Here is a 26,331-nt window from a genome sequence, read left to right on the forward strand (position 1 = left end):
GCACCCTTAGGGGAAAATCTGTTCTTCGCCGTCGGCGAACACCATTACAACGCGTGGTGCCAGCAGGGGAATGTCCTGCACTGCAGGTTTTGGCGGCCCAGGCACAACCTGACGGCGCAGCATCGTGGTGCATTCGCCTGTAATCGGGCACCGGTCGATGACGATTCTCATGACGTCCGACGCTACGACGTAGCTGATCCCAGCGGCGTAGTACATGCTCTCAAGCGGCTCATGAAACTGCACTTGAAGCGTGGTGTCGGACACTCTGGTGACGATGACGGGTTCAAGGCTTGACTTGGAATAGCTCGGCTTCACGTGATCTCCTGCACATCCGGAAAGCGGGACGGCTGCCAACGTTGCCCACGCGAGTGCTGAAAACAATCGTCGGCGCGCGCCGTGGGAGATTTTCATTGGACGGCTCCATGATTCATGTCTCGATCATGGCACGGGCCGAAAGCCAATGGGTTGCCTTCCGGCACACTGGGCGGAGATACGCACGCGATTGGGGCAAACACGGCAGGCAGCCATGCCTGCCGTGCAGGTTTCACCCGGGGCCGGCCAACGGCCGGCCCCGGCAGATCACCACTTGTACGTGACGCGACCATAGACGTAGGCGCCGTTGAAGCCGTATGGCGAGTAGTTGCTGTACGGCAGCATGCCCCAGGTGGAGTTCTGCAGGTCCACGGTGCGGTCCGGGTACTCGTCCAGCAGGTTGTCCGCACCCAGGGTGAGGGTCCAGTTCTCGCTGGGCTTGTAGGCCACCGAGGCGTCGAGCACCCACGAGGCGTCGTAGGTCTGGTCGCGCAGCGCGGTGGCCGAATTGCGCACCGTGAAGCTGCCATAGCGGGTGGCGGCCAGGCTCAGGTCCCAGCGGTCCGAGCGCCAGGTGCCGCTGAGGATGGTCTTGTTGCGCGGGTAGCTGTCTTCGATGCGGCCCACTTCATCGCGACCGATCAGCGACTGGGTCAGGCCCAGCGAGCCGAACACCGCCGGCGAGGCGATGAACTTCTTCACTTCGGTGTCGTTGTAGCTGTAGGCCGCCGTCAGCTCCAGCGAGCTGGCGCTGAAGGGAATGGTGTAGCTGGACACCGCGTCCACGCCGCGGGTGCGGGTGTCCACGCCGTTGGTGAAGTACGAGAACGCGGTGACCCCCGGCAGACCCAGCCCGGACAGCAGCGAGTTGGTTGCCGCGTTGGTGGTGATGTTGGTGGACAGGATGATGCGGTCGTCGATGTCGATCTGGTACGCATCCACGGTCAGGTACAGGCGGTCGATCGGCTGCAGCACCAGGCCCACGCTGTAGGAGGTGGAGCTCTCGGCCTTCAGCGGGCTGGCGCCCAGTGCCTGCGCGGCGGCGCTGGTGGTGGGGAAGGTGCCTCGTTCGACGAACACGCCATTCACAATCGTGCTGGTGACGGCCTGGTAGCTCTGCTGGGCCAGCGACGGCGCGCGGAAGCCGGACGAGGCGGTGGCACGCAGGGCGACCTTGTCGGTGAACGCGTAGCGCGCCGACAGCTTGCCGGAGAACTTGTCGCCGAAGTCCGAGTAGTCCTCGTAGCGGCCGGTGACGCCGGCGGAGAACTTGTCGGTCAGGTCCGCTTCCAGACCGGCATAGACGGCGTAGTTGTCGCGGTCGGCGTCGACGGCGTTGAGCGGGGTGAAGCCGCCGAAGCCCTGCGAGCCGCTGCCGAAGTAGGAATTCGGTTCGCCTGCGCTCTGCTCCCACTTCTCGCGGCGGTACTCACCGCCGAAGGACAGCGTGACCGGGTAGGCCAGGCCCCAGTCCAGCTGCTTGGTGATGTCCACATTGCCGATGTCCTGGGTGTATTCCAGCGCACCGGCGTAGAACGAGCGCGGGCTGTCCACACCCAGCGAATAGTTGATGCTGTTGCGGGTGTGGAAGTCGATCTTGTTGGAGCCGTGGTTGTAGCTCACGTCCCAGGTCCAGCCGCTTTCGGTATCGCCCTTGACCCCGGCCACCAGCGAGCGGTCCTTGGAGTACTGGTTGATCTGCGGCACGAAGCCGTCGGGGTAGGTCTGGGCCAGCAGCGCACCCTGGCCGCTGTTGGTGCGCGAACGGTAGAACGCGAACGAGGTGATGTCGCGGTTGCTGGCCAGCGCGGTGGCATAGGCCGAGACGTGGTCGCTGAACTGGAAGCTGGCGTTGGCCGAGGCAGCGGTGGCGTCCACCTGCGGGTCACCCACCACGAAGGTGGTCTGGCCCACGTTGGGGAAATTGCCGGTGTTCGGCGTGGTGCCCTGGTACGGGCCGGCGCGGTTGCTTTCGTCCTGCTGCAGGATCTGGCCGGCCACATGCACGCTGCCGCGGCCGTCGGCGAAGCCGATGCCGGTGTCGCCGGAGAGCTGGTACTTGTTGCCGTCACCGGCCGAGTACTGGCCAGCGTCCAGCGCCAGGCTGCCGCCGGCCGAGGAGCCCTTGAGCACGATGTTGATCACGCCGGCGATGGCGTCCGAGCCGTACTGCGCCGAGGCGCCGTCGCGCAGCACTTCGACCCGCTCGATGGACGCGATCGGAATGGCATTGATGTCCACCGCCGAGGAGCCGCGGCCGATGCTGCCGTTGACGTTGATCTGGGCCGAGGTGTGGCGGCGCTTGCCGTTCACCAGCACCAGCACCTGGTCCGGGGAGAGGCCGCGCAGCTGGGCCGGGCGGATGCCGCTGGTGCCGTCGGTCAGCGCCGGGCGCGGGAAGTTCAGCGAGGGCAGGGCGCGCGACAGTGCGGTGGCCAGCTCGGTGGTGCCGGTGGACTGCAGGGCCTCGGGGGTGATGATGTCGATCGGGGACTGCGACTCGGCCACGGTGCGGTCGGCGACGCGGGTGCCGGTGACGATCACGGTGTCCAGGGTACTGGCGGTGGCCCGCGCCGGGGCGTCCTGGGCTGCGGCCGCGAACGCGGTGGCCCCAAGGACGACGGCGACGGCGGCGGCGAGCGTAGTGGTCTTGCGGTTCATCAGGATGCGGCTCCGGTTGGGACGAGGTGGCACCGAGGCGACATCACGACTGCGGTAAGGCGGGTCTGCGAAGGCGGGTGTTGCGGTGCGCAATGAACGGATTAACGGAAGTTTTACGTGTTGTCAAATCGGCGGTCCCGGTAAAAAGTGTTGCAAAAGCAACTATTTACGAGATTCCGGCCGATCCGGCGGTTGGGTCCCGGGGAGGGCGCAGGCAGGGGTCGTGGGAGAGAGAACGAGCCGTGCCGCGCATCCCGGGGCGCGTCAAGTATTCGTTAACGCTAGAATTGCGTCGCAGGAAAGGTGCTTACCAGCACATTCCATTCCGTTATATGGACTCCCCCAATGATCTCCCTTCGTAACTTCGCCTTGCGCCGCGGCGAGCGGCTGCTGTTGTCCAACGTCGACCTGACCCTGCATGCGGGCTACCGCGTGGGCGTGGTCGGCCGCAACGGGGCCGGCAAGTCCAGCCTGTTCGCGGCCGTGCAGGGCGAGCTGGAAGCCGACAAGGGCGATGTCGACCTGCCCGGCAAGATCCGCATCGCCAGCGTGGCCCAGGAAACTCCGGCGCTTCAGGACCCGGCATTGCAGTTCGTGCTGGAAGGCGACACCGAAGTGGCCGCCGTGGTGCGCGAGGAGGCCGAGGCGACCGCGCGCGAAGACTGGGAAGCGGTGGCCAACGCCCACCAGAAAATGGCCGAGATCGGCGCATACGATGCCGAGTCCCGCGCGGGCAAGCTGCTGCACGGCCTGGGCTTCCCGTCCGACACCCATTCGCGGCCGGTGGCGACGTTCTCCGGCGGTTGGCGCGCGCGACTGAACCTGGCGCGCGCGCTGATGATGCCCAGCGACCTGCTGCTGCTCGACGAACCGACCAACCATCTCGACCTGGACGCGGTGTTCTGGCTGGAACAGTGGCTGCTGAAGTACCCGGGCACGCTGCTGCTGATCTCGCATGACCGCGAGTTCCTGGACAACGTGGCCACCCACACGCTGCACCTGCATGGCGGCGGCGCCAAGCTGTACCCGGGCGGCTACACCGATTTCGAGCGCCAGCGCGCCGAGCAGCTGCGCCAGCAGCAGATCGCGCACGACAAGGAACAGGCCGAGCGCGCCCACCTGCAGAGCTTCATCGATCGGTTCAAGGCGCTGGCCAGCAAGGCCACCCAGGCGCAGAGCCGCATGAAGCGCCTGGCCAAGCTGACCGGCACCGAGGCGGTGCGTGCGGAGCGCGAGTTCCGCATCGAGTTCGCGCCGCCGTCGAAGCTGCCGTTCTCGCTGATCCGCCTCAACGATGTGGAGGCCGGCTACAGCCCGGACGCGGTGATCCTGCACAACGTGGGCTTCGGCCTGGAAGCCGGCCAGCGCATCGGCCTGCTCGGTCCGAACGGCGCGGGTAAGACGACGCTGGTGCGGACGCTGGTGGGTGAGCTGGACCCGGTGGCCGGCGAGCGCTCGGCGCACCCGGACCTGCGCATCGGCTACTTCGCCCAGCACACGGTGGAGTCCCTGCACGAAGGGCAGTCGCCGATGGATCACTTCCGGGACATTTCCCCGGATGGCAACAACCAGGCGTTCCGCGATTTCCTCGGCAAGTGGAACTTCGCGGGCGACCGTGCGTTCGAGCCGGTGGATGGCTTCTCCGGCGGCGAGCGCGCGCGCCTGGCGCTGGCGATGATCGCCTGGCAGCAACCGAACGTGCTGCTGCTCGACGAACCGACCAACCACCTTGACCTGGAAATGCGCGAAGCGCTGGCCGAAGCGCTGGCCACGTTCGAGGGGGCGATCGTGATGGTCTCGCATGACCGTCATTTGATCGGCCTGGTCTGCGACACCTTCTGGCGTGTTGCCGACGGTGTGGTCGAGCCGTTCGACGGCGACCTGGACGAGTACGCGGCGTGGCTGCGTTCGCGCCCGGCCGCGCAGGGCACCAAGCAGAAGATGGCGGCCGCCGCCCCGGTGCCGGCGCCGCCGACCCCGCCGCTGCCGCCAAAGAAGACGGTCAATCCGGTCAAGCTGGCCGCCGCCGAGGCCAAGGTCAACACGCTGGAAGGCCAGCTGGCCGAGCTGGATCGCCAGCTGGCCGATCCGGCCAACTACGCCGACGCCACCCGCATGGCGGTGCTCGGGCGCGACCGCGAAGCCACCGCGCAGCTGCTGGAAAAGGCGGAAGCGAGCTGGATGGAGCTGATGGCGTAACGCCACGGCACGTAGAGCCACCCCATGGGTGGCTATGCAGGAATCCATGCGAGGTAGAGCCACCCCATGGGTGGCTGCTCTCGATTCCGGCACCGCGAAGCCACCCATGGGGTGGCTCTACCCGTTCCGGCGCGGACGCGTTACGCGTCTTGCCGCTGCAGCCATTCGCGGAAGCGCTTCGCTGCATCGCTTTCGGCGCGTGACCGCAACCGCGTCAGCCAATAACTGCCCAACGCCAGCGTCTGCGCAAACGGCTGCACCAATCGCCCCTGCGCCAGGTCCTGCTCGAACATCTTCAACGGCAGCAACGCCACGCCGGCGCCCGCCGCCGCCGCACTGGCCAGGGTCAACGACGAATCGAATACCGGCCCACGCGCCTCCAGCTCGCCCACGCCGGCGGCCTGCAGCCACTGCGGCCACTCATCGCTGCGGTAGGAGCGCAGCAGCGCCACGCTGGCCAGATCGCGCGGCTGCCGCAACGACCGCGCCAAGGCCGGCGCACACACCGGCGCGAACGGCGCGGCCAGCACCGGCGTGCTCACCTGCCCCTGCCAGTCGCCATCGCCGAAGCGGATGGCCAGGTCCAGCCCTTCGCCGGCCAGGTCGATGCGGTTGTTGTGGGTCTGCAGGCGCAGCTCGATATCCGGGTGCCGCGCGTTGAAGTCGGCCAGGCGCGGCAGCAGCCAGCCGGTGGCGAACGTGCCGACCACGCCCACCCCGAGCACCTCGCGGAAATGCCCGCCGACGAAGCGGTCCAGGCTCACCGCGATGCGGTCGAAGGCTTCGTTGAGCACCGGGTAGAGCCGCGCACCCTCGTCGGTGAGGGCGACCCCGCGCGGCAGCCGGTGGAACAGCACCGCCCCCAGCCGCTCCTCCAGGCCGCGGATCTGGTGGCTCAGCGCGGCCTGGCTCACGCACAGCTCGAGCGCGGCGCGGGTGAAGTTCTGGTGGCGGGCGGCGGCCTCGAATGCGCGCAGCGCGTTGAGGGGGAGTTGGGGGCGAAGCATGGTGAGGGGTGAGGATTCCTGATGGGTCCGGTGGCGCCAGCCGTGGGCAGGCCATGGCAATCCTAACGCCAACCCGGGTTGGTCGGCGCAGCAAGACTGCAGCGTATACGCGGGCGTGTTTGCCGGCCAACGTCCGGCGCTACCGGAGCAGGCATGAGCACTACTCATGCCTCTCCCCGAAAATACGCGCTGGTGCCGGCGCCGGCGGCGTGCCGATACTTCAGCCCTGCCCAACAAGGAACTGCCCATGATTGCCCGCCGTCAATTCCTGCAGTGGTCCGGTGCCGCCGCCGCCTCCGCACTGGCCGCCACCGTGCTGGCCAAGGCGCCGCCCACCACCTTGGCCGACGCCACGCCCCAGGCGGCCGACTTCGCGGCGCTGGAAAAGGCCAGCGGCGGTCGCCTCGGCGTGACCCTGCTCAACACCGCCACCGGCCAGCGCGTCGGCCACCGGCAGGACGAGTTGTTCCCCATGTGCAGCACCTTCAAGGTGGCGCTGTCGGCGACGGTGTTGCAGCTGGCCGACCGCGGCACGCTCTCGCTGGACCGGCGCCTGCCGGTGAGCGAGGAGGACATGCTGTCGCACGCGCCGGTGACCCGGCGCCACGTGGGCCGGGATATGACGGTGCGCGACCTGTGCCGGGCAACGCTGGTCACCAGCGACAATTCGGCTGCGAACCTGCTGCTGGGGGTGGTCGGGGGGCCGGCGGGCGTGACCGCGTTCCTGCGCCGGAGCGGCGATGCGGTGACCCGCAATGACCGTCTGGAGCCGGAGATGAACCGGTTCGCGCCGGGCGACCCGCGCGACACCACCAGCCCCGCCGCGATGGCGGCCAGCCTGCAGCGGTTCCTGCTGGGCGACGTGCTGGCGCCGGCGTCGCGGCTGCAGTTGGCCGACTGGCTGATCGACAACGAAACCGGCGACGAGCGCCTGCGCGCAGGGCTGTCGGCGGCGTGGCGGGTGGGCGACAAAACCGGCAGCAACGGCAAGGACACCACCAACGACATCGCGGTGCTGTGGCCCTTGGCCGGCGGCACGCCGTGGGTGCTGACCAGTTACCTGCAGGGCGCGCCGCTGGAGGATGCCGGGCGAAACGATGTGCTGCGGCAGGTGGCGGTGATTGCGGAGAAGATGATCAGCGCGCACGCGCGCTGATCGGTGATGATGCGACCGGCCAATCGGTCGGTCGTAGAGCCACCCCATGGGTGGCTGCTCTTCGTCGGGGACCGCGAAGCCACGCATGGCGTGGCTCTACCTTGTGGTCCGCGAAGCCACCCATGGGGTGGCTCTACGGCCCCTGCGCAATTGCGCGCGGCGTGTCGTTACATCGGGTTTCCGGTTTCCTTGACCGCGGCCAGGAACTCCTGCCCCCAGCGGTTGACGTCGTGGTACTCGACCGTGCCGAACAGCTGGCGCATGCGCCCGCTGGCTTCGTCGTCGGGCATCGACAACGCCTGCAGCAGGCCGGCGGTGAGGTCGGCGGGATCGTGCGGATTGGTCAACACCGCGCCCTTGAGCTCGGCGGCCGCGCCGGCGAATTCGCTCAGCACCAGCACGCCGCTGCTGCCCTCGATGCCGTGGGTAGCAACAAACTCCTTGGCCACCAGGTTCAGGCCATCGCGCAGGGGCGTAATCCACATCACCTGCGCGGCCGCGTAATGCGCCACGACCTCCTCGAACGGCAGCGCCTGGGCGAAGAAGCGCACCGGCGTCCAATCCAGGCGTGAGAAGCGCCCGTTGATGCGGCCCACCGCCTGTTCGATCTGGTTCTGCAGCGTGCGGTACACGGTCATCTCGCGCGCGGCCGGCACGCACACCATCAGCAGCGTGACCTTGCCCTGGCGGTCAGGATGCTGCTCCAGCAGGCGCTCGAAGGCCTCCAGCTTGGCCAGCGTGCCCTTGGTGTAGTCCAGCCGCTCCACCGACAGCACCAGCTTGCGCGCGCCGATCTCGCGGCGCAGTTTGAAGATGTCATTGCGCACGCTCGGGCGGGCCAGCACGTCGTGGATGCGGCGCAGGTCGGTGCCCACCGGATGCGCGCCGAGCGCCACTTCGCGATCGCCCACGCGCAACCGCGTGGTCATCGTGTCCAGGCCCACCGCACACCCGTAGGTGAGGAAGCGCGGTGCGCAGCTTTCCCAGGCCAGGCGTTCGGCCGGCATCGCCCCGCGCACCACGTCGACAAAGTTCTCCACCTGGCGCGGGATGTGGAAGCCGATGTAGTCGCAGCTGAGCAGGCTGCCGATGATCTCGCGGCGCCATGGCACCACATTGAACACGTCAGCCGAGGGGAAGTAGGTGTGGTGGAAGAAGGCGATCTTCAGGTCCGGGCGCAGCTCGCGCAGCGTGCCCGGCACCATCCACAGGTTGTAGTCGTGGATCCATACCGTGGCCCCATGCGCGGCTTCCGCCGCGGTGGCCTCGGCGAAACGCCGGTTGACCTTGAGGAACACCTGCCAGTCGTCTTCGCGGAAGCGCGCGCGTTCCCAGAACGCATGCAGCATCGGCCAGAAGGCTTCCTTGGAGAAGCGCTTGTAGAAGATGTCCACGTCCTGCCGGGTGAGCGGCACGCGCGCGGCGGTCAGGGTGGGGTAGCGCTCGGCGTCCACCGCCAGGTGGGTCTGGAACGGCCCGCGCTTGGGATCGTCGATGCCCCAGGCCACCCAGGAACCCTTCTGGCCGCCGTCGAAGAAGCTCAGCAGCGAGGGAATGATGCCGTTGGGGGAGCGCGGCGGGCGCTGCACCAGCACGCCATCTTCCATGACCTCGTCGAACGGCAGCCGGTGGTACACCATCACCAGGTCGGCGCCTTCCGCGCGCGCCTGCGCCGGCGGCTGCAGCCAGGCGTCATCGGCGGCCAGCAGGCCGAAGTGTTCGATCGCTTCGAGAATGCCGCCGCAGCCCGGCGCCTGCGCGTGGAAGGTGTTCCCCAGCGCGGCGGTCGCGGCGGTGAGTGCTGGCTCGGAATCGCCCACGCACACGCCGCGGAAGCCGGCGGTGTACATCGACAGATCGTTCAATGTATCGCCCGCCACCAGGATGCGCTCGCGCGGCAGGTCCAGCAGGCGCGCGAGCGCGGCCAGCGTGCGGCCCTTGTCGGTGTCCGGGGGCAGGATGTCCAGGTAGCGGTCGGCCGAGTACAGCACGTCGCAGCCCAGCGCTTGGGCGGCGGCCTGGATCTGCGAACGCAGCGGCGCCAGCGTGGCGGGGTCGCAGAAATACGAGCAGCGACGTTCCTGCGGCACGTCCTGGCGCTGCAGCGCGGTGAACGGCCGCATCGCGGCGGCGACCACCTGCTCGCCGGGCCAGTGCGCGTCGATCATCGATTGCAGGGGCTGCAGCGGCTGCAGGGTGTGCCCATCGACCACGGTCGCGCCGACGTCGCAGACCACGTAGTCGGGGCGCGGAATGGCCGGATCGGAGAGCAGCGGCATCACTGCTTCCAGGCCGCGGCCGGTGATGAAGATCAGGCGGATACCGGGGTGCTGGTCGACCAGCCGGTACAGGCGGTGGCGCGCGGCGGCGTCGCCGGCGAGAAAGGTGCCATCCAGGTCGGTGGCGAGAATCAGTTGCTGGGCCGGGGGAGCCGCCGGCGTGCGGGGTGAGGTGGGCGTGGTGGGTGTCGAAACAGTCAATGCACTTCCTTATCGGAGTCGTTGGGTGAGGGATGGGGGGTGTCGGGTGGCGCGACAGAATCGGTTTCCGGCATCAACTCCAGCGCCGCCGGCGTCGTGCGCAGCATCAGCCGGAACACCGCCGGGTGCGTGCGCAGGCGCGCGAAGCTGAGCAGGCGCGCGGTGGTGAACAGCGCAAGCACGCCCAGCACGGCGGCGAAGTACAAGGGCAGGGCGGCCGGGCCGAACTGCTGCATGGCCGCGCCGGCCAGCGCCGGGCCAATCGCCGCGCCCACGCCATGCACCAGCAGCAGGCTGGAGCAGCCGGAGAGCAGATCCTGGCGCGGCAGGTAATCGAGCATGTGCGCCACCGCGAACGGGTACAGCGCGAAAGCCAGGCCGCCGTAGAAGAAGAACAGCCCGAACAGCAGGTGGGTCTGCAGCTGGATCATCGGCAACGCGGCGACCACTGCGATGCCGGCAGCGGCCAGGCACAGCGCCACCAGCCCGATGCGGCGGTCATGGCCATCGCTGATATGCCCCAGCGGCCACTGCAGCAGCGCGCCGCCGGCAATGGCGGTGAGCATGAAGCGGGCCACGCCGTCGTCGTTCAGCCCGACTTCGCCGGCATACACCGGCAGCAGGCCCCAGAACGCGCCCATCGCCAGCCCGGACAGGCCAGCGGCAACCGTGGCCACCGGCGCCATGGCATACAGACGCGCGAGTTTCAGGCGCGGCACCGAGGGCACTTCCGGCGGCGTCAGCCGGGTGGCGGTAATCGGCAGCACCGCCGCGCAGACCAGCATGGCGATGAGCATGAACATCGACATGGCCGGCGCATTGCTCACCATCAGCAGGATCTGGCCCAGTGCCAGCGCCGACAGGTTCACCACCATGTACAGCGAGAATGCGCGGCTGCGCTGACGCGGATCCGGCTCGGCGTTGAGCCAGCTTTCGATCACCGTGTACAGGCCGACCAGCGCGATGCCGGTGACGATGCGCAGCAGCCCCCACAGCCAGGCGTTGAGCCACAGCGGATGCAGCAGCACCGCAATGGCGGCGAGGGCGGCAAAGAAGGCGAACGCACGGATATGCCCGATGCGGCCGATCAGCGACGGAGCGAAGAAGGTGCCCATGAAGAACCCGGCAAAATAGCCGGACATCACCAGGCCCAACGTGCCGGCACCAAAGCCGGCTTCACCGCCGCTCACCGCCAGCAGGGTGCCCAGAAGCCCGCTGCCTGTTAACAGCAGCGCTACGCCTGTGAGCAGGGCGGTCAGCCGCAACACGCGTGCGACCTTCGTGGGGAAGGCGAACCGGTCACGACAACGACCCTAACACAGTCGCAATAAACCCCGTGTGGTAACGCTTGGCTTTGCCCGGCTGTCTGCGTCATACGCTTCGTCGCACAGCAGACGCGAATTTGCGCTGCACGTGCATGCGGGCTAGGGTGGCCGCATGACTGTATTCAAGATCCTGCCGCTCACGGCTGCTGTATTCCTTGCTGCGTGCAGCGGCCAGCGCGACACCGTCGCGCATGATGTCGCGACGGCCCCGGCCGATGCATTCCTCGCGGCGGTGGCCGCGCATTGCGGCAAGGCGTTCGAGGGCCGCATCGCGGTCAATGAGCCGCGCACCGATGCGGCCGATCCGTTCGATGGCAAGCGGTTGGTGATGCATGTGCGTGGATGCGATGACGCTTCGCATACGGTGCGCATTCCGTTCCACGTGGGCGACGATCATTCGCGCACCTGGGTGTTGAGCCGCACCGACACCGGGCTGCGCCTGAAGCACGACCACCGCCATGCAGATGGCAGCCCCGATGCGGTGACGATGTACGGCGGCGACAGCACGCCGCCGGGGACCGCCCAGCGGCAGTCGTTCCCGGCCGATGCCGACTCGGTGGCGATGTTCCGCAAAGCCGGAATGGATGTCTCGGTGCGCAACACCTGGGCGATGGAGGTCGATCCCGACGAGCGCTTCGTCTACGAACTCACCCGCCCGGACGGCCGCAGGTTCCAGGTGGTGTTCGACCTGAGCAAGCCGGTGGCGTTGCCGCCCGCGCCGTGGGGCGCGGAGGCCCCGCCGGCGCCGTAGAGCCACCCCGTGGGTGGCTGTCGCCTCAACGCGCGCCGAATCGTGCCCGGCAGCCGCCGCTGACCCACAGGGTGCCGTTGCGGTAGCCCCAGCTGCGGCCTTCCACGCAGGCGGTGCCCGACAGCTGCTGGACCAGCACCGGCCGGCCCTGGCGTGAATCCCAGGCGCAGGTCTGCTGGCGGTTGTCATTGCTGCTGCAGGTCACGCTGTAATTGCTGTTGCCGCCGCCAGGACCGCCGCCCCAGTTGCCCCGGGACTCGGCGAATTCACCGCGGCAGCCGCGGTTGACCCAGATCGCGCCATTGCGCACGCCCCAGGTCTGGCCCTCCACGCAGGCGGTGCCGGAGATCTGCCGGACAAGGGTCGCATTGCGCCAGCCGGTGGAGCAGGTGCGCTCGCGGTTGTCCTGGCTCTCGCAGCGGATCGTTCTGCCGCTGCCGCCCGGGCCGCTGCCACCGCCCCGTCCTTCGACGAATTCGGCCCGGCAGCCGCCACTGACCCAGACCTGGCCATTGCGCGAGCCCCAGTTGCTACCCTCCACGCAGCGGGTGCCGGAGATCTGCCGGGACAGCTGGGCGCTGCGCCAGCCGGTGGTGCAGACCCGCTGGCGGTTGTCCTGGCTCTCGCAGCGCACGGTGCCATTATTGCCGCCACCCCCGTTCCAGCCCCCACCGGAACCCCCCAGGGAGGTGGCAATGTCCTGCTTGATGCGCGAGAAGCCCCAGCCGGAGTTGACCTGGGCCAGGTAGAAGCGCAGCTGGTCGTCCGGGATGCGGCGCCCGTTGGACTGGTCGGCGTATTCCTCGGAAATCACCCGGGCCCTGTCGTTGGCGGACAGCTGCGACAGGTTCTCCGGGGCGTAGGCGCGGGTGCCCATCTGGGCATGCAGGGCCGGGGCGGTACAGGCCAGTACGGCGGTGAGACAGGCAATGGTCAGGCGGCGGTTCATGGCAACTTCCCCTTGCGCACGTTGGTGCGCGGACTATAGGTCCGGGCCGCATCAAGCCCGTGTGACCATCCGGATTTGCCCGAACGGGTCGCCGGCCGCAGAATAACGGGCTGACCGGTGCTGCCTGGCGCCGGCAATCTTCTGCGGAGCGTTTCCCCCATGCGTACCCACTTCTGTGGCCTGGTCGACGAGACCCTGATTGGCCAGACTGTCACCCTCGCCGGCTGGACCGACGTAGCCCGCAATCTGGGCGGCGTGTGCTTCATCGATCTGCGCGATCATGAAGGCATCGTGCAGGTGACCGTGGAGCCGGAGAACGCCGAGGTGTTCAAGGTCGCCGCCAGCCTGGGCTACGAGGACGTGCTGCAGGTCGAAGGCGTGGTGCGCAAGCGTCATGCGGTGAACGACAAGATCCGTACCGGCCAGGTCGAGATCGTGGCCACCCGCATCACCATCCTCAACAAGGCCGAGCCCCTGCCGTTCCACGCCCACGAGAACCCGGGCGAGGAAACCCGCCTCAAGTACCGCTACCTGGACCTGCGCCGCCCGGAAATGCAGCGCATGCAGCGCACCCGCATCAAGCTGGTGCAGGCGCTGCGCCGCCACCTCGATGGCGACGGCTTCCAGGACATCGAAACCCCGATCCTGACCAAGGCCACCCCGGAAGGCGCCCGCGACTTCCTGGTGCCGGCGCGCATGCACCCGGGTGAGTTCTACGCGCTGCCGCAGTCGCCGCAGCTGTTCAAGCAGATCCTGATGGTGGCCGGCTTTGACCGCTACTACCAGATCGCGCGCTGCTTCCGCGACGAGGCCCTGCGTGCCGACCGCCAGCTGGAGTTCACCCAGCTGGACATGGAGTTCGCCTTCGTGCGCGAGCGCGACGTGCAGGACTACGTGGAAGGCATGATCCGCGCCATCTTCAAGGAAGTGGTCGACGTGGAACTGGCCGCCAGCTTCCCGCGCATGACCTGGGCCGAGGCGATGCGTCGCTATGGCTCGGACAAGCCGGACCTGCGCATCGCGCTGGAGCTGGTGGACGTGGCCGAGCTGGTCAAGACCAGTGAGTTCCCCGTGTTCACCGCCGCCGCCAGCGATGCAGACGGCCGCGTGGCCGCACTGCGCATTCCCGGCGGTGCCAGCCTGTCGCGCAAGCAGATCGACGAATACGCCGCGCATGCCGCCAAGTACGGCGCCAAGGGCCTGGCCTACATCAAGATCGCCGACAACGGCGAGGTCAGCTCGCCGATCGCCAAGTTCTTCAGCGAAGACGCGTTCGCCGCGCTGGTCGCGCAGGTCGGTGCCGGCAACGGCGACATCGTGTTCTTCGGCGCCGGTGCTTACAACAAGGTCTCCGACTTCATGGGCGCCCTGCGCCTGAAGGCCGGCAAGGACTTCAACCTGGTCGCCGCCGGTTGGGCGCCGCTGTGGGTCACCGACTTCCCGATGTTCGAGTACGACGACGAAGCGCAGCGCTACGTCGCCCTGCATCACCCCTTCACCGCACCGGCGGTGGATGACATCGCCGACCTGCGCGCCAATGCCAAGACCGCCGTGTCGCGCGGCTACGACATGGTGCTCAACGGCAACGAGATCGGCGGCGGCTCCATCCGTATCCACCGGTCGGACATGCAGAGCACGGTGTTCGAACTGCTCGGTATCGGCGCCGAAGAGGCCGAAGCCAAGTTCGGCTTCCTGCTCGACGCGCTGCGCTTCGGCGCGCCGCCGCACGGTGGCATCGCCTTCGGCATCGACCGTATCGCCGCGCTGATGGCCGGTACCGAGTCGATCCGCGACGTCATCCCGTTCCCGAAGACCACCGGCGCGCAGTGCCTGATGACCGGCGCCCCGTCGCCGATCCCGGACGAGCAGCTGGCCGAAGTGCACATCCAGGTCCGCCCGAAAAAACAATAATCTTTTAACCCCCCACATCGTCCAGGAGATCCAGCAGTGACCGAGTTTGCATTCGCAGTGGAATGGGAAAAGCTGGGCAACGTAGGTGCCGATGCCAACCTGGTGACCGAGCGCGCCCGCGTGTTCGGTGGCTGGCTGGTCCGCGTGGGTACCAACCCGGCCGCGATGGCACTGACCTTCGTCGCCGATGGCGAGGGCCGCTGGGACGGTGAGGACTTCGGCGTCGAGGATTACGAGGACGACGAAGAGGAAGGCGACGAGGAAGACGAAGAGTACGAAGAAGGCGAAGAGGGCGAGGAAGAGGAAGAAGACGAGGAGGAGTACGAGGACGAGGAAGACGAGGACGGCGAAGAGGAAGACGCCGCCAAGGGGACGCAGGCCTGAGGCCTGCTCCGGACCCGTCCATGTACACCATCCGCCGCGCCGGCCCCGAGGACGCACCGACCCTGTCGGTGCTGGCCGCCCGTACCTTCGTGGAAACCTTCGGCCATCTGTACCCGCCGCAGGACCTGCAGGACTTCCTCGACGAGTCCTATGCGGTGGAACGCCAGCGCGTGATCCTGTCCCACCCGGACTATGCGGTGTGGCTGCTGGAGCTGGACGGGGTGGCCGTGGGCCACGCCGCCGCCGGCCCCTGCGGCCTGCCGCACCCGGACGTGCAGCCCGGTGACGGCGAGCTCAAGCGGCTGTACCTGATCAAGGACCAGCAGAGCTGCGGCTGGGGCAGTCGCCTGCTGGAAACCGCCCTGACCTGGCTGGAACGCGAGGGCCCGCGCACGCTGTGGCTGGGCGTGTGGTCGGAGAACTTCGGCGCGCAGCGCTTCTATGCCCGCTATGGCTTCCAGCGGGCCGGCGAGTACCTGTTCCCGGTCGGCCAGATCAACGACTTCGAATTCATCCTGCGTCGCCCGCCGACCGCTGCCTGAACGCGTTGGGCGGCTTCACCCGTCGTTCCCGCGTCCATTTGTCTAATGCAGCCGTTGGCTCCTGAAACAACCGTTAGGCTGCGCACATGAATCCCCCCGTTTTACTGCTGCACGGCATCTGGAATGCCCGCGCCTGGGTCGGCCCGTTGGCCTGGCGCCTGCGCGCGCGCGGCTTCAGCGTGGACACCTTCGGCTACTCCAGCGTCTTCGGCGGTCCCGATGTCGCCGTCCCGCAGCTGCTCGAGCGCCTGCAGGGCAGCGGCCCGGTGTCGCTGGTCGGGCACAGCCTGGGCGGGCTGGTGGCGCTGGAGGCCCTGCGCCGCCAGCCGGACCTGCCGGTCTCGCGGGTGGTCTGCCTGGGCTCGCCGCTGCGCGGCAGCAGCACCGCGCGTTCGCTGGCCGACCATGGCTGGGCGCTGGCCCTGGGCCGCAGCAGCGGCATGCTGCTGGACGGCCTGCCGGCCTGGGAGGGCAGGGCGCGGGTCGGCCTGGTGGCCGGCTCGGTGCCGCATGGGCTGGGCAGCCTGCTGGGCGCCTTGGGCGAGTCTTCCGACGGCACTGTGGGGCTGGACGAGACCCGCCTGCCGGGCCTGGCCGACCATTGCGTGGTCCCGGCCAGCCACAGCGGGCTGGTGTTTTCCCCGGATGCGGCGCGCCAGACCGCCGCTTTCCTGCGCGATGGCTGCTTCCGCCACGACCGCGCCGCCCACGCCGCCTGAGGGTGCGACACCCTGCGGCGGCAGGATCTAACACGTACGCACCGGCCGATCAGGTAGAATCCGCGCCCTGTTCCTGACGCAAGCACGGAAACACCCATGGGTAGAGGCCCTTCCATCGAAAACCGCAAAAACGCGTCTGACGCGAAGCGCGGCAAGATTTTCACCAAGATCATCCGTGAGATCGGCGTTGCCGCGCGCGGCGGTGGAGGCGACCCCAACAACAACCCGCGCCTGCGGGTTGCCATGGACAAGGGCCTGGCCTCGAACATGTCCAAGGACGTGATCGAGCGCGCCATCAAGAAGGCCACCGGCGAGCTGGAAGGCGTTGAATACGAAGAGATCCGCTACGAGGGCTATGCCCCCGGTGGCGTGGCCGTGATCGTGGACTGCCTGACCGACAACCGCGTGCGCACCGTGGCCGATGTCCGCCATGCGTTCAGCAAGTGCGGCGGCAACATGGGCACCGAAGGCTCGGTGTCCTTCATGTTCAAGCGCGTGGGCGTGCTGCACTTCGGCGCCGGCGCCAATGAGGAGACCATCACCGAGGCTGCCATCGAGGCCGGCGCGGACGATATCGTGGTCTATCCCGAAGACGGCGCCATCGACGTGCTCACCGCCGCCGACAGCTACCACGCGGTCAAGGACGGGCTGGAAGCAGCCGGGCTGAAGCCCGACCACGCCGAGCTCACCTTCCGCGCGGACAACGACATCAAGGTCGAGGGCGACACCGCCCTGCAGGTCAAGAAGCTGCTGGACATGCTGGAAGACCTGGACGACGTGCAGGACGTGTTCTCCAACGCCGACCTCGGCGCGGACGCCTACGCCTGACCGTTTCGCCCCCGTCTCGCCAAGTGCGACGCGGGGGCGGACAATGCGGACCATGATGACTCCTGACGTTCCCTGCCATCGTTTCCGCCGCCGGCCTGCCGCATGATCCGCATTCTCGGCATCGACCCCGGTTCCCAGCGCACCGGGGTGGGCATCATTGACGTCGACCCCACCGGCAAGGTGCTGCACGTGCACCACCTGCCGCTGGTGCTGCTGGGCGCCGAAGACTTCCCGCAGCGCATGAAGGTGCTGGTGCTGGGCCTCAACGCGCTAGTGGAGGAATACCGCCCGCATGAAGTGGCCATCGAGAAGGTGTTCATGGCGCGCAACCCCGATTCGGCCTTGAAGCTGGGCCAGGCGCGCGGCGCGGCCATCTCGGCGGTGGTCATGCGCGACCTGCCGGTGCACGAGTACGCGGCCAGTGAAATCAAGCTGGCCGTGGTCGGCCGTGGCGGCGCGGAAAAGCAACAGGTCCAACACATGGTCGGGCTTATGCTCAACCTGAAAACCAAGCTGCAGGCCGACGCCGCCGATGCGTTGGCCGTGGCCATCACCCACGCCCATGTACGGGCGACGGCGCAGCGCCTGGGTGTCAACACCCGCCAGGCGTGGGGCCGGAAATGAGGACATCTGCATGATTGGTCGTCTGCGCGGGATCCTGGCGTACAAGGCGCCGCCGTGGCTGCTGATCGACGTCAATGGCGTCGGTTACGAACTGGAGGCGCCGATGAGCACCTTCTACGACCTGCCCGAGCTGGGCCGCGAGGTCACCCTGTTCACCCACTACGCGCAGAAGGAAGACAGCGTTTCGCTGTACGGCTTCCTGCGCGAGGGCGAGCGCCGGCTGTTCCGCGACGTGCAGAAGGTGAGCGGTATCGGCGCCAAGATCGCGCTGGCGGTGCTGTCGGGCGTGAGCGTGGACGAGTTCGCGCGGATGCTGCAGGCCGGTGACATCACCGCGTTGACCCGCATCCCGGGCATCGGCAAGAAGACCGCCGAGCGCATGGTGCTGGAACTGCGCGACCGCGCGGCCAACTTCGGTGGCGGCGGCGCGCCTATCGCCGGCGCTGCACCAGCCACCGACCCGGTCTCCGAGGCGACCGTGGCCCTGCAGCAGCTGGGTTACAAGCCGGTCGAGGCGGCGCGCATGGCGCGCGATGCCAACGCCGAGGGCGACGATGTTGCCACCGTGATCCGCAAGGCCCTGCAGGCCGCGCTGCGCTGACCCGCGCGCCGGCCCTTTCCCTTTCCGACCGACGCCTTTCCGGAGTTCCATGTCCACCTCATCCACCCAGCACGACAGCGGCCACCACGGGCACGGCCATGCGCCGGCAGCCAGCGGCCTGGCGCTGATCGTCGGCGCCATCGGCGTGGTGTTCGGCGACATCGGCACCAGCCCGCTGTACACGCTGAAGGAAGCATTTTCGCCGCATTACGGCCTCAACAGCGACCACGACACGGTGCTGGGCGTGTTGTCGCTGGCGTTCTGGGCGCTGAACATCGTGGTGACGCTGAAGTACGTCACCATCATCATGCGCGCCGACAACGACGGCGAGGGCGGCATCATGGCGCTGATGGCGTTGACCCAGCGCACGCTGCGGCACGGCTCACGCTCGGCCTACGTGGTGGGCATCCTCGGCATCTTCGGCGCCTCGCTGTTCTTCGGCGACGGCGTCATCACCCCGGCCATCTCCGTGCTGGGCGCGGTCGAAGGCCTCGAGGTGGCCGCGCCCGGGCTGCATGCCTTCATCGTGCCGATCACCGTGGTGGTGCTGCTGGCCGTGTTCGCGGTGCAGCGCTTCGGCACCGAGAAGATCGGCAAGCTGTTCGGGCCGATCACCTCGATCTGGTTCATTTCGCTGGCCGCGATCGGCATCTGGAACATCGTCGATTCGCCTGAAGTGCTCAAGGCCTTCAACCCGATGTGGGCGCTGCGCTTCTTCATGGAGCACGGCTGGCACGGCATCTTCATCCTCGGCGCGGTGGTGCTGGCGGTGACCGGTGGCGAGGCGCTGTACGCCGACATGGGCCACTTCGGGGCCAAGCCGATCCGCCATGCCTGGTACTTCTTCGTGCTGCCGTGCCTGGTGCTGAACTACCTGGGGCAGGGCGCGCTGGTGCTCAACAACCCCGAGGCGGTGAAGAACCCCTTCTTCGAAGCCGTGCCGGAGTGGGCGCTGTACCCGATGATCATCCTGGCCACCATGGCGGCGGTGATCGCCTCGCAGTCGGTCATCACCGGCGCGTTCTCGGTCTCGCGCCAGGCCATGCAGCTGGGCTACATCCCGCGCATGCGCATCACCCATACCTCGCACGACACCATCGGGCAGATCTACATCCCCGGCATCAACTGGGGCATCGCGGTGATGGTGATCGGGCTGGTGCTGGCGTTCCGCAGTTCCTCCAACCTGGCCGTGGCGTACGGCATCTCGGTGTCGGCCACCATGCTGATCGACACCCTGCTGCTGGCGCTGGTGGCCCGCGCGCTGTGGCCGACCTCGCGCTACTGGATCATTCCGCTGTGCGTGGTGTTCTTCGTCATCGACCTGGGCTTCGTCATCGCCAACGGCGCCAAGCTGCTGCAGGGTGCGTGGTTCCCGGTGGTGCTGGGCATCGTGCTGTTCACCATGATGCGCACCTGGCGGCGTGGCCGCGAGCTGCTGCGCGATGAGATCCGCAAGGACGGCATCCGCCTGGATACCTTCCTGCCCGGGCTGATGCTGGCGCCGCCGGTGCGCGTGCCGGGCACCGCGGTGTTCCTCACCGCCGACCCATCGGTGGCCCCGCATGCGCTGATGCACAACCTCAAGCACAACAAGGTGCTGCACGAGCGCAACGTGTTCCTGCACGTGGAAACGCTGCCCATTCCGTACGCGATGGAGGGCCAGCGCCTGAAGATCGAGTCGGTGGGCGACGAGTTCTACCGCGTGTTCGTCCGCTTCGGGTTCATGGAGACCCCGGACGTGCCGCTGGCGCTGATGCGCTCGTGCGACCACGGCGGCATCTACTTCGACCCGATGGACACCACGTTCTTCGCCAGCCGCGAGACCATCGTGGCCACCGCCAACCGCGGCATGCCGATCTGGCGCGACAAGCTGTTCGCGCTGATGCATCGGAACGCGGCGCCGGCGACGGGGTTCTTCCGGATTCCGGGCAATCGCCTCGTTGAGCTCGGTGCCCAGGTAGAGATCTGATGCGATCCGGTAGCGCCGGCCGTTGGCCGGCCCTCCGTACGCCCCGAATCGTCCCGGATTGCCGCATAATCGCGGGATGACTGACGACCGCATCATCGGCGCTGGTGCCACCCGCGAGGATGACACCACCGACGCCAGCATCCGCCCCAAGCGCATGGCCGATTACCTCGGTCAGGCGCCGGTGCGCGAGCAGCTGTCGATCTACATCGAAGCGGCCAAGGCCCGTGGCGATGCGCTGGACCATGTGCTGATCTTCGGGCCGCCCGGCCTGGGCAAGACCACGCTGAGCCATGTGATTGCCAACGAGCTGGGCGTGGCGCTGCGGGTGACCTCCGGGCCGGTGATCGAGAAGGCCGGCGACCTGGCCGCGCTGCTCACCAACCTGCAGCCGCATGATGTGCTGTTCATCGACGAAATCCACCGCCTCTCGCCCGTGGTCGAGGAAGTGCTGTACCCGGCGATGGAAGACTTCCAGATCGACATCATGATCGGCGAGGGCCCTGCGGCCCGCTCGATCAAGATCGACCTGCCGCCGTTCACCCTGATTGGCGCCACCACCCGGGCCGGCCTGCTGACCGCGCCGTTGCGCGACCGCTTCGGCATCGTGCACCGGCTGGAGTTCTACACCCCCGAGGAGCTGACGAAGATCGTCCGGCGCTCGGCGGCGATCCTCGGCATCGACTGCACCGCCGAAGGCGCGGCGGAAATCGCGCGGCGCTCGCGCGGCACCCCGCGTATCGCCAACCGGCTGCTGCGCCGGGTCCGCGACTTCGCCCAGGTCAAGGCCGCCGGCCATATCGACCAGGACGTGGCGCAGGCCGCCATGCAGATGCTGAAGGTCGACCCGGAAGGCTTCGACGACCTCGACCGGCGCATGCTCCGGACCCTGATCGATTTCTTCGACGGCGGCCCGGTAGGTGTGGAATCGATGGCGGCGGCCCTGTCCGAGGAGCGGGGCACGCTCGAGGACGTGGTCGAGCCCTACCTGATCCAGCAGGGCTTCCTGGTGCGTACCGCGCGCGGCCGCATGGCCACGCAGAAGGCGTACCGCCACCTGGGACTGAAGCCGAAGAACCCGCCGGCCGACCTGTTCGCGGAGTCGATCAATGGTGATTGATCCCCGGTTCAGTTGGCCGACACGCATATATTGGGAAGATACCGACGCTGGCGGGGTGGTCTACCACGCCCGCTACGTGGCCTTCATGGAACGGGCGCGCACCGAATGGATGCGGGCGTTGGGCTTCGGCCAGGAACGCACGCGCATCGAGCATGGGCTGGTGTTTGCAGTGCGCTCGATGACCATGGAGTTCCTCAAGCCGGCGCGGCTGGACGATGCGCTGGAGGTGAGCGCCCGGCTGGTGCAGTGCAAGCGTGCCAGCATGGTGTTCGAACAGGCGGTGTGTCGCGGCGATGAAACGCTGCTGACCGCGCAGGTGAAGATCGCGGCATTGGACGCTTCCACATTCAAACCGCGCGGCATGGACGATGATCTCCATGCCGTGTTGAAAACCCACGAATTTCTAGTATCCGCACACTGAGGAACAACGGATGATCGCAATGCTCCTGGCCCTGCAGGCCACGGTGACCGAGGCGCTGCCGCAGGAAGTCACCAGCGCCGCGGCGCAGACGGTCGCCCAAGCCGCGCATGGCGGTGGCATCAACTACCTGGACCTGATGATCAAGGCCAGCCTGCCGGTGAAGCTCATCGTGCTGCTGCTGCTGGCCGGTTCGTTCATCAGCTGGGTGATCATCTTCCGCAAGGCGCGCGTGTTCAACGTGGCCAACCGCGAGGCCGACGAGTTCGAAAGCCGTTTCTGGTCCGGCGCGGACCTGGGCAAGCTGTACAGCGCCGCCACCGACCGCAACCGCAAGGTGGGCGGGCTGGAGGCGATCTTCGAGGCCGGCTTCCGCGAGTTCACCCGCCTGCGCGACAAGCGCCGCCTGGACAGTCGTGCGCAGCTCGAAGGCGCCCAGCGCGCCATGCGCACGACCTACACCCGTGAAGTGGACCAGATGGAGCGCAGCCTGGAGCTGCTGGCCAACATCGGCTCGACCGCACCCTACGTGGGCCTGGTCGGCACCGTGTTCGGCATCATGGTGACCATGCACGACATGATCAACAGCGGTGAGCAGGCCGGTATCGCCTCGGTTGCGCCGGGCATCTCCGAAGCGCTGTTCGCCACCGCCATCGGCCTGTTCGTGGCCATCCCGGCGGTGTGGGCCTACAACCGCTTCACCACCCGCGTCGAGCGCCTGTCGGTCCGCTTCGAGACCTTCGCCGAAGAGTTCAGCTCGATCCTGCAGCGCCAGTCCGCAGGCGACGAATAAGCGCCGAGCACAAGGATCCTGCCATGACCGCTGCCATCGGCCGCCGCAAGCGCCGCAAGCTCAAATCTGAAATCAACGTCGTGCCGTACATCGACGTCATGCTGGTGTTGCTGATCATCTTCATGGTCACCGCGCCGCTGCTGACGCTGAGCTTCGAGGTGGACCTGCCCAGTTCGCAGGCCAAGGCCCTGGAGAGCAAGCAGGACCCGGTGATCGTCTCGGTGCGCCTGGACGGCCAGCTCAGCCTGAAGCTGCCCGAAGCCAAGGAGCCGGCGCCCATGGACGCCGCCCAGCTGCAGGCGCAGCTCGGCGCGCTCGCCGCGCAGGACAAGAACCTGCGCGTGATCGTGGCCGCCGACAAGGCCGTGGCCTACGAAAAAGTGGTCGCCGCCATGGATGTGATCAAGCGCGCCAACGTTGAAAAGGTGGGTCTGGCGACCGATGCACGCTGAAGCCCTGCCACCGCAGCGCCAGCCGGAAGGCGGGTGGGGACTGCCGGTCGCCCTGGCGATCCTGGTCCACATCCTGCTCGCGCTGGTGTTCATCGCCGCCTGGCTGTGGTCCCCGCAGCGCAGCACCGAGGCCGCCGCCGGCGATCCGGCCATTGAAGCCAGCCTGCAGCTGTCGGCCTCCGAGGCCGCCGCCGCACGTCAGGCCCTGCGCGCCTCGGAAAAACTGCCCGACCTGCCCGAGCCGGTGGCCGAGCCGACCCCGGTCGAAGAAGACACCGTGCCCCCGCCGCAGCCGCTGCCCGAGCCGCGCCCGCAGGATGCGCCGACCCCGCAGCAGCAGAACGCCCAGGAACGCATCGCCCAGCCCGACACGGTCGACCAGGCCGCGGTCAACGCGATGTCGATCTCGGCCGAGAAGGCCAAGCAGGAACAGGAAGCCAAGCGCCGCCAGGAGCAGATCGACCTGACCGAGCGCAAGCGCGTGGAAGAGGCCGAGCAGAAGCTGCGCCTGGCCAAACAGCAGGAAGAGGCCGACCAGAAGAAGCTGGCCGAGCAGGAACAGAAGGCCAACGACGCCAAGGCGGCGGAGACCGCGAAAAAGCTGGCCGAGATCCGCGCCAAGCGGGCCCAGCAGGAAAGTGAAATCAAGCGCGCCGAGGCGAAGCTCCGCGAGGTGACCGCCGCGCGGGCGGCCGCAGGCCAGTCCACCGCTGGCTCTGCCGGGGCGGCGCAGCCGGCTGCCGGTGGCGGCGGTACCAGCGATGACCTGCGCGCCAAGTACGCTGCGGCCATCCAGGCCAAGGTGACCGATACCTGGATCCGCCCGCCGAACGTTCCGTCTGGTCAGAACTGCCGCATCGCCATCGTGCAGCTGCCGGGTGGGCGGGTACTGTCTGCCAGCGTCTCCGCCTCGTGCCCTTACGACGATGCCGCCAAGCGCTCGTTGGAGGCCGCGGTGCTGAACGCCCAGCCGCTGCCGTACCGCGGGTTTGAAAGCGTATTTGCGCGTGAACTGACCCTCAATTTCCGCCCGGAATAGTCGGCAAGGGGCGGTCACAGGGTTAACGCGGCGTGAGAGTGTCCCGGTTCGACACTCGGATTTCACGTGCGCTTGGTTCATGATTGCGAAACGGTTCAACTCCGTTCTGTTATCCCTCGTTGTGGTTCCCGACTGAGCACTCCATGAAGATGATGTCTCGTTTACTGGTCGCGTGCGCGGCCCTGTTGCTCCCGTTTGTTGCCATGTCGCAGCAGAAGGGCCTCGAAATCGACATCGTTGGCGGCCGCGTGTCCGCAACGCCGGTCGTTGTGGTGCCCATGCCCTACCAGGGCTCGGCCGCCGCCCCGACGACCGATGTCGCCGCGGTGATCCGGGCTGATCTGGACCGTTCCGGCCAGTTCAGCACGCTCCCCGAAGCGCAGATCATCGAAAAGCCCACCCGTGGCAGCGAGATCCAGTTCCCCACCTGGCGTGCGCTGAAGCAGAACTACATCGTGGTGGGCCGGGTCATGGACGCCGGTGCCGGCGCCTACCGCGTCGAGTACGAGCTGTACGACGTGCCCAAGGGCGAGCGTCTGCTCGGCCTGGCCATGACCGCCCGTGGCACCGCCATGCGCGACGTGGCCCACCAGATGGCCGACGCCATCTACGAGAAGATCACCGGTGTCCGCGGCGCCTTCTGGACCCGCATCGCCTACGTGACCGCCAGCGGCAAGGGCGACGCCATGCGCTATGCGCTGATGGTGGCCGACTCGGATGGCTTCAACCCGCAGGTCATCGTGCGTTCGGCCGAGCCGCTGCTGTCGCCGTCGTGGAGCCCGGATGGCACCCGCCTGGCCTATGTCAGCTTCGAGCGTGGCAATTCGGCGATCTACATCCAGAACATCTCCACCGGCGCCCGTGAGCTGGTGACCAGCTTCCGCGGCATCAACAGCGCCCCGTCGTTCTCCCCGGACGGCCGCCGCCTGGCCCTGTCGCTGTCGCGCAGCGGCAACCCGGAAATCTACGTGATGGACCTGGGCAGCAAGCAGTTGACCCAGCTGACCAACCACTTCGCCATCGACACCGAGCCGACCTGGAGCGCAGACGGTTCCAGCGTCTACTTCACCTCCGACCGTGGCGGCCGCCCGCAGATCTACCAGGTCCCGGCCAGCGGCGGCAGCGCCTCGCGCGTGACCTTCCAGGGCAACTACAACGCCACGCCGAGCCTGTCCTACGACGGCAAGAAGCTGGCCGTCGCCCAGGGCAGCGGCAACACCTACAAGATCGCGTTGATGGACAGCAGCCTGGGTTCTCCGCGCTGGAGCACGCTGTCGCCGGGTTCGCTGGATGAGTCGCCCAGTTTTGCACCCAACGCCGGCATGTTGTTGTACGCCGCCCGCGAGGGTGGGCGTGGCGTGCTGTATGCCGTATCGGCTGATGGGCGCGTGCGCCAGCGGCTGGTGCTGGCCGACGGTGATGTTCGCGAACCTTCTTGGTCGCCATACCGTACAAAGCGCTAACAGAGTGTTAAGATTTCCGCCGTATTCATCCCACATCCGGCTTTAGGAGCCTCAAGGTACCCCATGAACAAGACCTCCCGCGTTTTGCTTGTCTCCCTGTTGTCCGTGGCCGTCCTGGCCGGTTGCTCCAAGAAGGTGAAGGAAGTTCCGGCTGCTCCGGTTGATTCCGGCACCGGCACCACCCAGCCGACCGGCCCGTCGACCTCCGGCCTGTTCGGCCCGGGCGACCTGGACACCAACGCCTGCCTGCGTCAGCGCGTGGTTCTGTTCGACCTGGACCAGGACACCCTGCGTCCGGAATTCCAGGAAGTGATGGCTTGCCACGCCAAGTACCTGCGTGACCGCCCGTCGGCCCGCATCACCCTGCAGGGCCACGCCGATGAGCGCGGTTCGCGCGCTTACAACCAGGCCCTGGGCGAGCGTCGTGGCAATGGCGTGTCCTCGGCTCTGCAGGCCAACGGTGGCTCGGCTTCGCAGCTGACCGTCGTGTCCTACGGTGAAGAGCGTCCGGTCTGCACCGAGTCGAACGAAGGTTGCTGGTCGCAGAACCGTCGCGTCGAAATCGTCTACACCGCGCAGTAATCCATGCGCATTGGCATCAAATCCCTGATGCTGGTCGTTGCGGCCGCCC

General features: G+C 67.7%; 24 protein-coding genes. 18 read left to right on the plus strand and 6 right to left on the minus strand.

All coding sequences use genetic code 11. The features are described 5' to 3' along the window. Positions 1-6: 6 nt before the first annotated feature. Positions 7-411: a hypothetical protein gene (locus ACREPD_RS07730; RefSeq protein ID WP_431598768.1), complete on the minus strand. Its 405-nt coding sequence runs from the start codon at positions 409-411 to the stop codon at positions 7-9. 168 nt (positions 412-579) lie between these two features. After that, complete coding sequence (locus ACREPD_RS07735) at positions 580-2,973, minus strand: TonB-dependent receptor plug domain-containing protein (RefSeq protein WP_431598769.1); 2,394 nt, start codon at positions 2,971-2,973, stop codon at positions 580-582. A gap of 345 nt (positions 2,974-3,318) precedes the next feature. Here ACREPD_RS07735 and ACREPD_RS07740 point away from each other — a divergent pair, with 345 nt between their 5' ends. Continuing rightward, positions 3,319-5,172, plus strand: coding sequence for an ABC-F family ATP-binding cassette domain-containing protein (locus ACREPD_RS07740; protein ID WP_431598770.1), 1,854 nt, complete (start codon positions 3,319-3,321; stop codon positions 5,170-5,172). Between the two features lie 140 nt (positions 5,173-5,312). Here the strand turns inward: ACREPD_RS07740 and ACREPD_RS07745 are convergent, their stop codons facing one another. Further along, complete coding sequence (locus ACREPD_RS07745) at positions 5,313-6,179, minus strand: LysR family transcriptional regulator (RefSeq protein ID WP_431598771.1); 867 nt, start codon at positions 6,177-6,179, stop codon at positions 5,313-5,315. Between the two features lie 247 nt (positions 6,180-6,426). Here ACREPD_RS07745 and bla point away from each other — a divergent pair, with 247 nt between their 5' ends. Next, the gene (gene bla / locus ACREPD_RS07750; protein WP_431598772.1) at positions 6,427-7,335 is read left to right on the plus strand and encodes a class A beta-lactamase; all 909 of its coding nucleotides are present in this window, start codon (positions 6,427-6,429) and stop codon (positions 7,333-7,335) included. A gap of 167 nt (positions 7,336-7,502) precedes the next feature. On the opposite strand, the gene ggpS is transcribed toward bla, so the two are convergent. Both ggpS and ACREPD_RS07760 read right to left on the minus strand, forming a co-directional pair. Further along, positions 7,503-9,749: a glucosylglycerol-phosphate synthase gene (ggpS, locus tag ACREPD_RS07755; RefSeq protein ID WP_431598801.1), complete on the minus strand. Its 2,247-nt coding sequence runs from the start codon at positions 9,747-9,749 to the stop codon at positions 7,503-7,505. A gap of 62 nt (positions 9,750-9,811) precedes the next feature. Then, the gene (locus tag ACREPD_RS07760) at positions 9,812-11,083 is read right to left on the minus strand and encodes an MFS transporter (RefSeq protein ID WP_431598773.1); all 1,272 of its coding nucleotides are present in this window, start codon (positions 11,081-11,083) and stop codon (positions 9,812-9,814) included. 169 nt (positions 11,084-11,252) lie between these two features. Between ACREPD_RS07760 and ACREPD_RS07765 the strand changes: the two genes are divergently transcribed. Then, on the plus strand, positions 11,253-11,891 hold the full coding sequence (locus tag ACREPD_RS07765; protein ID WP_431598774.1) for a hypothetical protein: 639 nt from the start codon (positions 11,253-11,255) through the stop codon (positions 11,889-11,891). 25 nt (positions 11,892-11,916) lie between these two features. Here the strand turns inward: ACREPD_RS07765 and ACREPD_RS07770 are convergent, their stop codons facing one another. Continuing rightward, positions 11,917-12,588 (minus strand): DUF3011 domain-containing protein, encoded by a 672-nt coding sequence (locus ACREPD_RS07770; protein WP_431598802.1) that lies wholly within the window; start codon positions 12,586-12,588, stop codon positions 11,917-11,919. 411 nt (positions 12,589-12,999) lie between these two features. On the opposite strand from ACREPD_RS07770, the gene aspS reads away from it, so the two are divergent. The 15 genes from aspS (at position 13,000) to pal (ending at position 26,282) form a co-directional block, all read left to right on the plus strand. Beyond that, complete coding sequence (aspS, locus tag ACREPD_RS07775) at positions 13,000-14,751, plus strand: aspartate--tRNA ligase (protein ID WP_431598775.1); 1,752 nt, start codon at positions 13,000-13,002, stop codon at positions 14,749-14,751. Positions 14,752-14,787: 36 nt separating this feature from the next. Then, positions 14,788-15,135, plus strand: coding sequence for a DNA primase (locus ACREPD_RS07780; protein WP_431598776.1), 348 nt, complete (start codon positions 14,788-14,790; stop codon positions 15,133-15,135). A gap of 20 nt (positions 15,136-15,155) precedes the next feature. Beyond that, positions 15,156-15,677: an N-acetyltransferase family protein gene (locus tag ACREPD_RS07785; RefSeq protein WP_431598777.1), complete on the plus strand. Its 522-nt coding sequence runs from the start codon at positions 15,156-15,158 to the stop codon at positions 15,675-15,677. A gap of 86 nt (positions 15,678-15,763) precedes the next feature. Then, complete coding sequence (locus ACREPD_RS07790) at positions 15,764-16,396, plus strand: esterase/lipase family protein (protein WP_431598778.1); 633 nt, start codon at positions 15,764-15,766, stop codon at positions 16,394-16,396. Positions 16,397-16,492: 96 nt separating this feature from the next. Beyond that, entirely contained in the window at positions 16,493-17,224 is a 732-nt protein-coding gene (locus tag ACREPD_RS07795; protein ID WP_431598779.1) for a YebC/PmpR family DNA-binding transcriptional regulator, read from the plus strand. Between the two features lie 102 nt (positions 17,225-17,326). After that, positions 17,327-17,848 carry a crossover junction endodeoxyribonuclease RuvC gene (ruvC, locus tag ACREPD_RS07800; RefSeq protein ID WP_421567584.1) on the plus strand — a complete coding sequence of 174 codons (522 nt, stop codon included), beginning with the start codon at positions 17,327-17,329 and terminating at the stop codon, positions 17,846-17,848. Positions 17,849-17,858: 10 nt separating this feature from the next. Beyond that, on the plus strand, positions 17,859-18,449 hold the full coding sequence (ruvA, locus tag ACREPD_RS07805) for a Holliday junction branch migration protein RuvA (RefSeq protein WP_421567585.1): 591 nt from the start codon (positions 17,859-17,861) through the stop codon (positions 18,447-18,449). Positions 18,450-18,498: 49 nt separating this feature from the next. Further along, complete coding sequence (locus ACREPD_RS07810) at positions 18,499-20,418, plus strand: potassium transporter Kup (RefSeq protein WP_431598780.1); 1,920 nt, start codon at positions 18,499-18,501, stop codon at positions 20,416-20,418. 76 nt (positions 20,419-20,494) lie between these two features. After that, complete coding sequence (gene ruvB, locus ACREPD_RS07815; protein ID WP_421567587.1) at positions 20,495-21,535, plus strand: Holliday junction branch migration DNA helicase RuvB; 1,041 nt, start codon at positions 20,495-20,497, stop codon at positions 21,533-21,535. Then, a complete protein-coding gene (gene ybgC, locus ACREPD_RS07820) occupies positions 21,525-21,956 on the plus strand; it encodes a tol-pal system-associated acyl-CoA thioesterase (protein ID WP_431598781.1) in 432 nt (143 codons plus the stop codon). Before ruvB ends, ybgC begins: the two co-directional genes overlap by 11 nt. A gap of 10 nt (positions 21,957-21,966) precedes the next feature. Beyond that, complete coding sequence (gene tolQ, locus ACREPD_RS07825; RefSeq protein ID WP_421567589.1) at positions 21,967-22,746, plus strand: protein TolQ; 780 nt, start codon at positions 21,967-21,969, stop codon at positions 22,744-22,746. A gap of 23 nt (positions 22,747-22,769) precedes the next feature. Further along, entirely contained in the window at positions 22,770-23,198 is a 429-nt protein-coding gene (tolR, locus tag ACREPD_RS07830) for a protein TolR (protein ID WP_421567590.1), read from the plus strand. Beyond that, on the plus strand, positions 23,188-24,237 hold the full coding sequence (gene tolA / locus ACREPD_RS07835) for a cell envelope integrity protein TolA (protein WP_431598782.1): 1,050 nt from the start codon (positions 23,188-23,190) through the stop codon (positions 24,235-24,237). Before tolR ends, tolA begins: the two co-directional genes overlap by 11 nt. A gap of 143 nt (positions 24,238-24,380) precedes the next feature. After that, positions 24,381-25,700, plus strand: coding sequence for a Tol-Pal system beta propeller repeat protein TolB (gene tolB, locus ACREPD_RS07840; protein WP_431598783.1), 1,320 nt, complete (start codon positions 24,381-24,383; stop codon positions 25,698-25,700). Between the two features lie 63 nt (positions 25,701-25,763). Beyond that, a complete protein-coding gene (gene pal, locus ACREPD_RS07845) occupies positions 25,764-26,282 on the plus strand; it encodes a peptidoglycan-associated lipoprotein Pal (protein ID WP_431598784.1) in 519 nt (172 codons plus the stop codon). The last annotated feature ends 49 nt before the right edge of the window (positions 26,283-26,331 follow it).

The organism is Stenotrophomonas sp., from assembly GCF_050737075.1.
Classification (GTDB): domain Bacteria; phylum Pseudomonadota; class Gammaproteobacteria; order Xanthomonadales; family Xanthomonadaceae; genus Stenotrophomonas.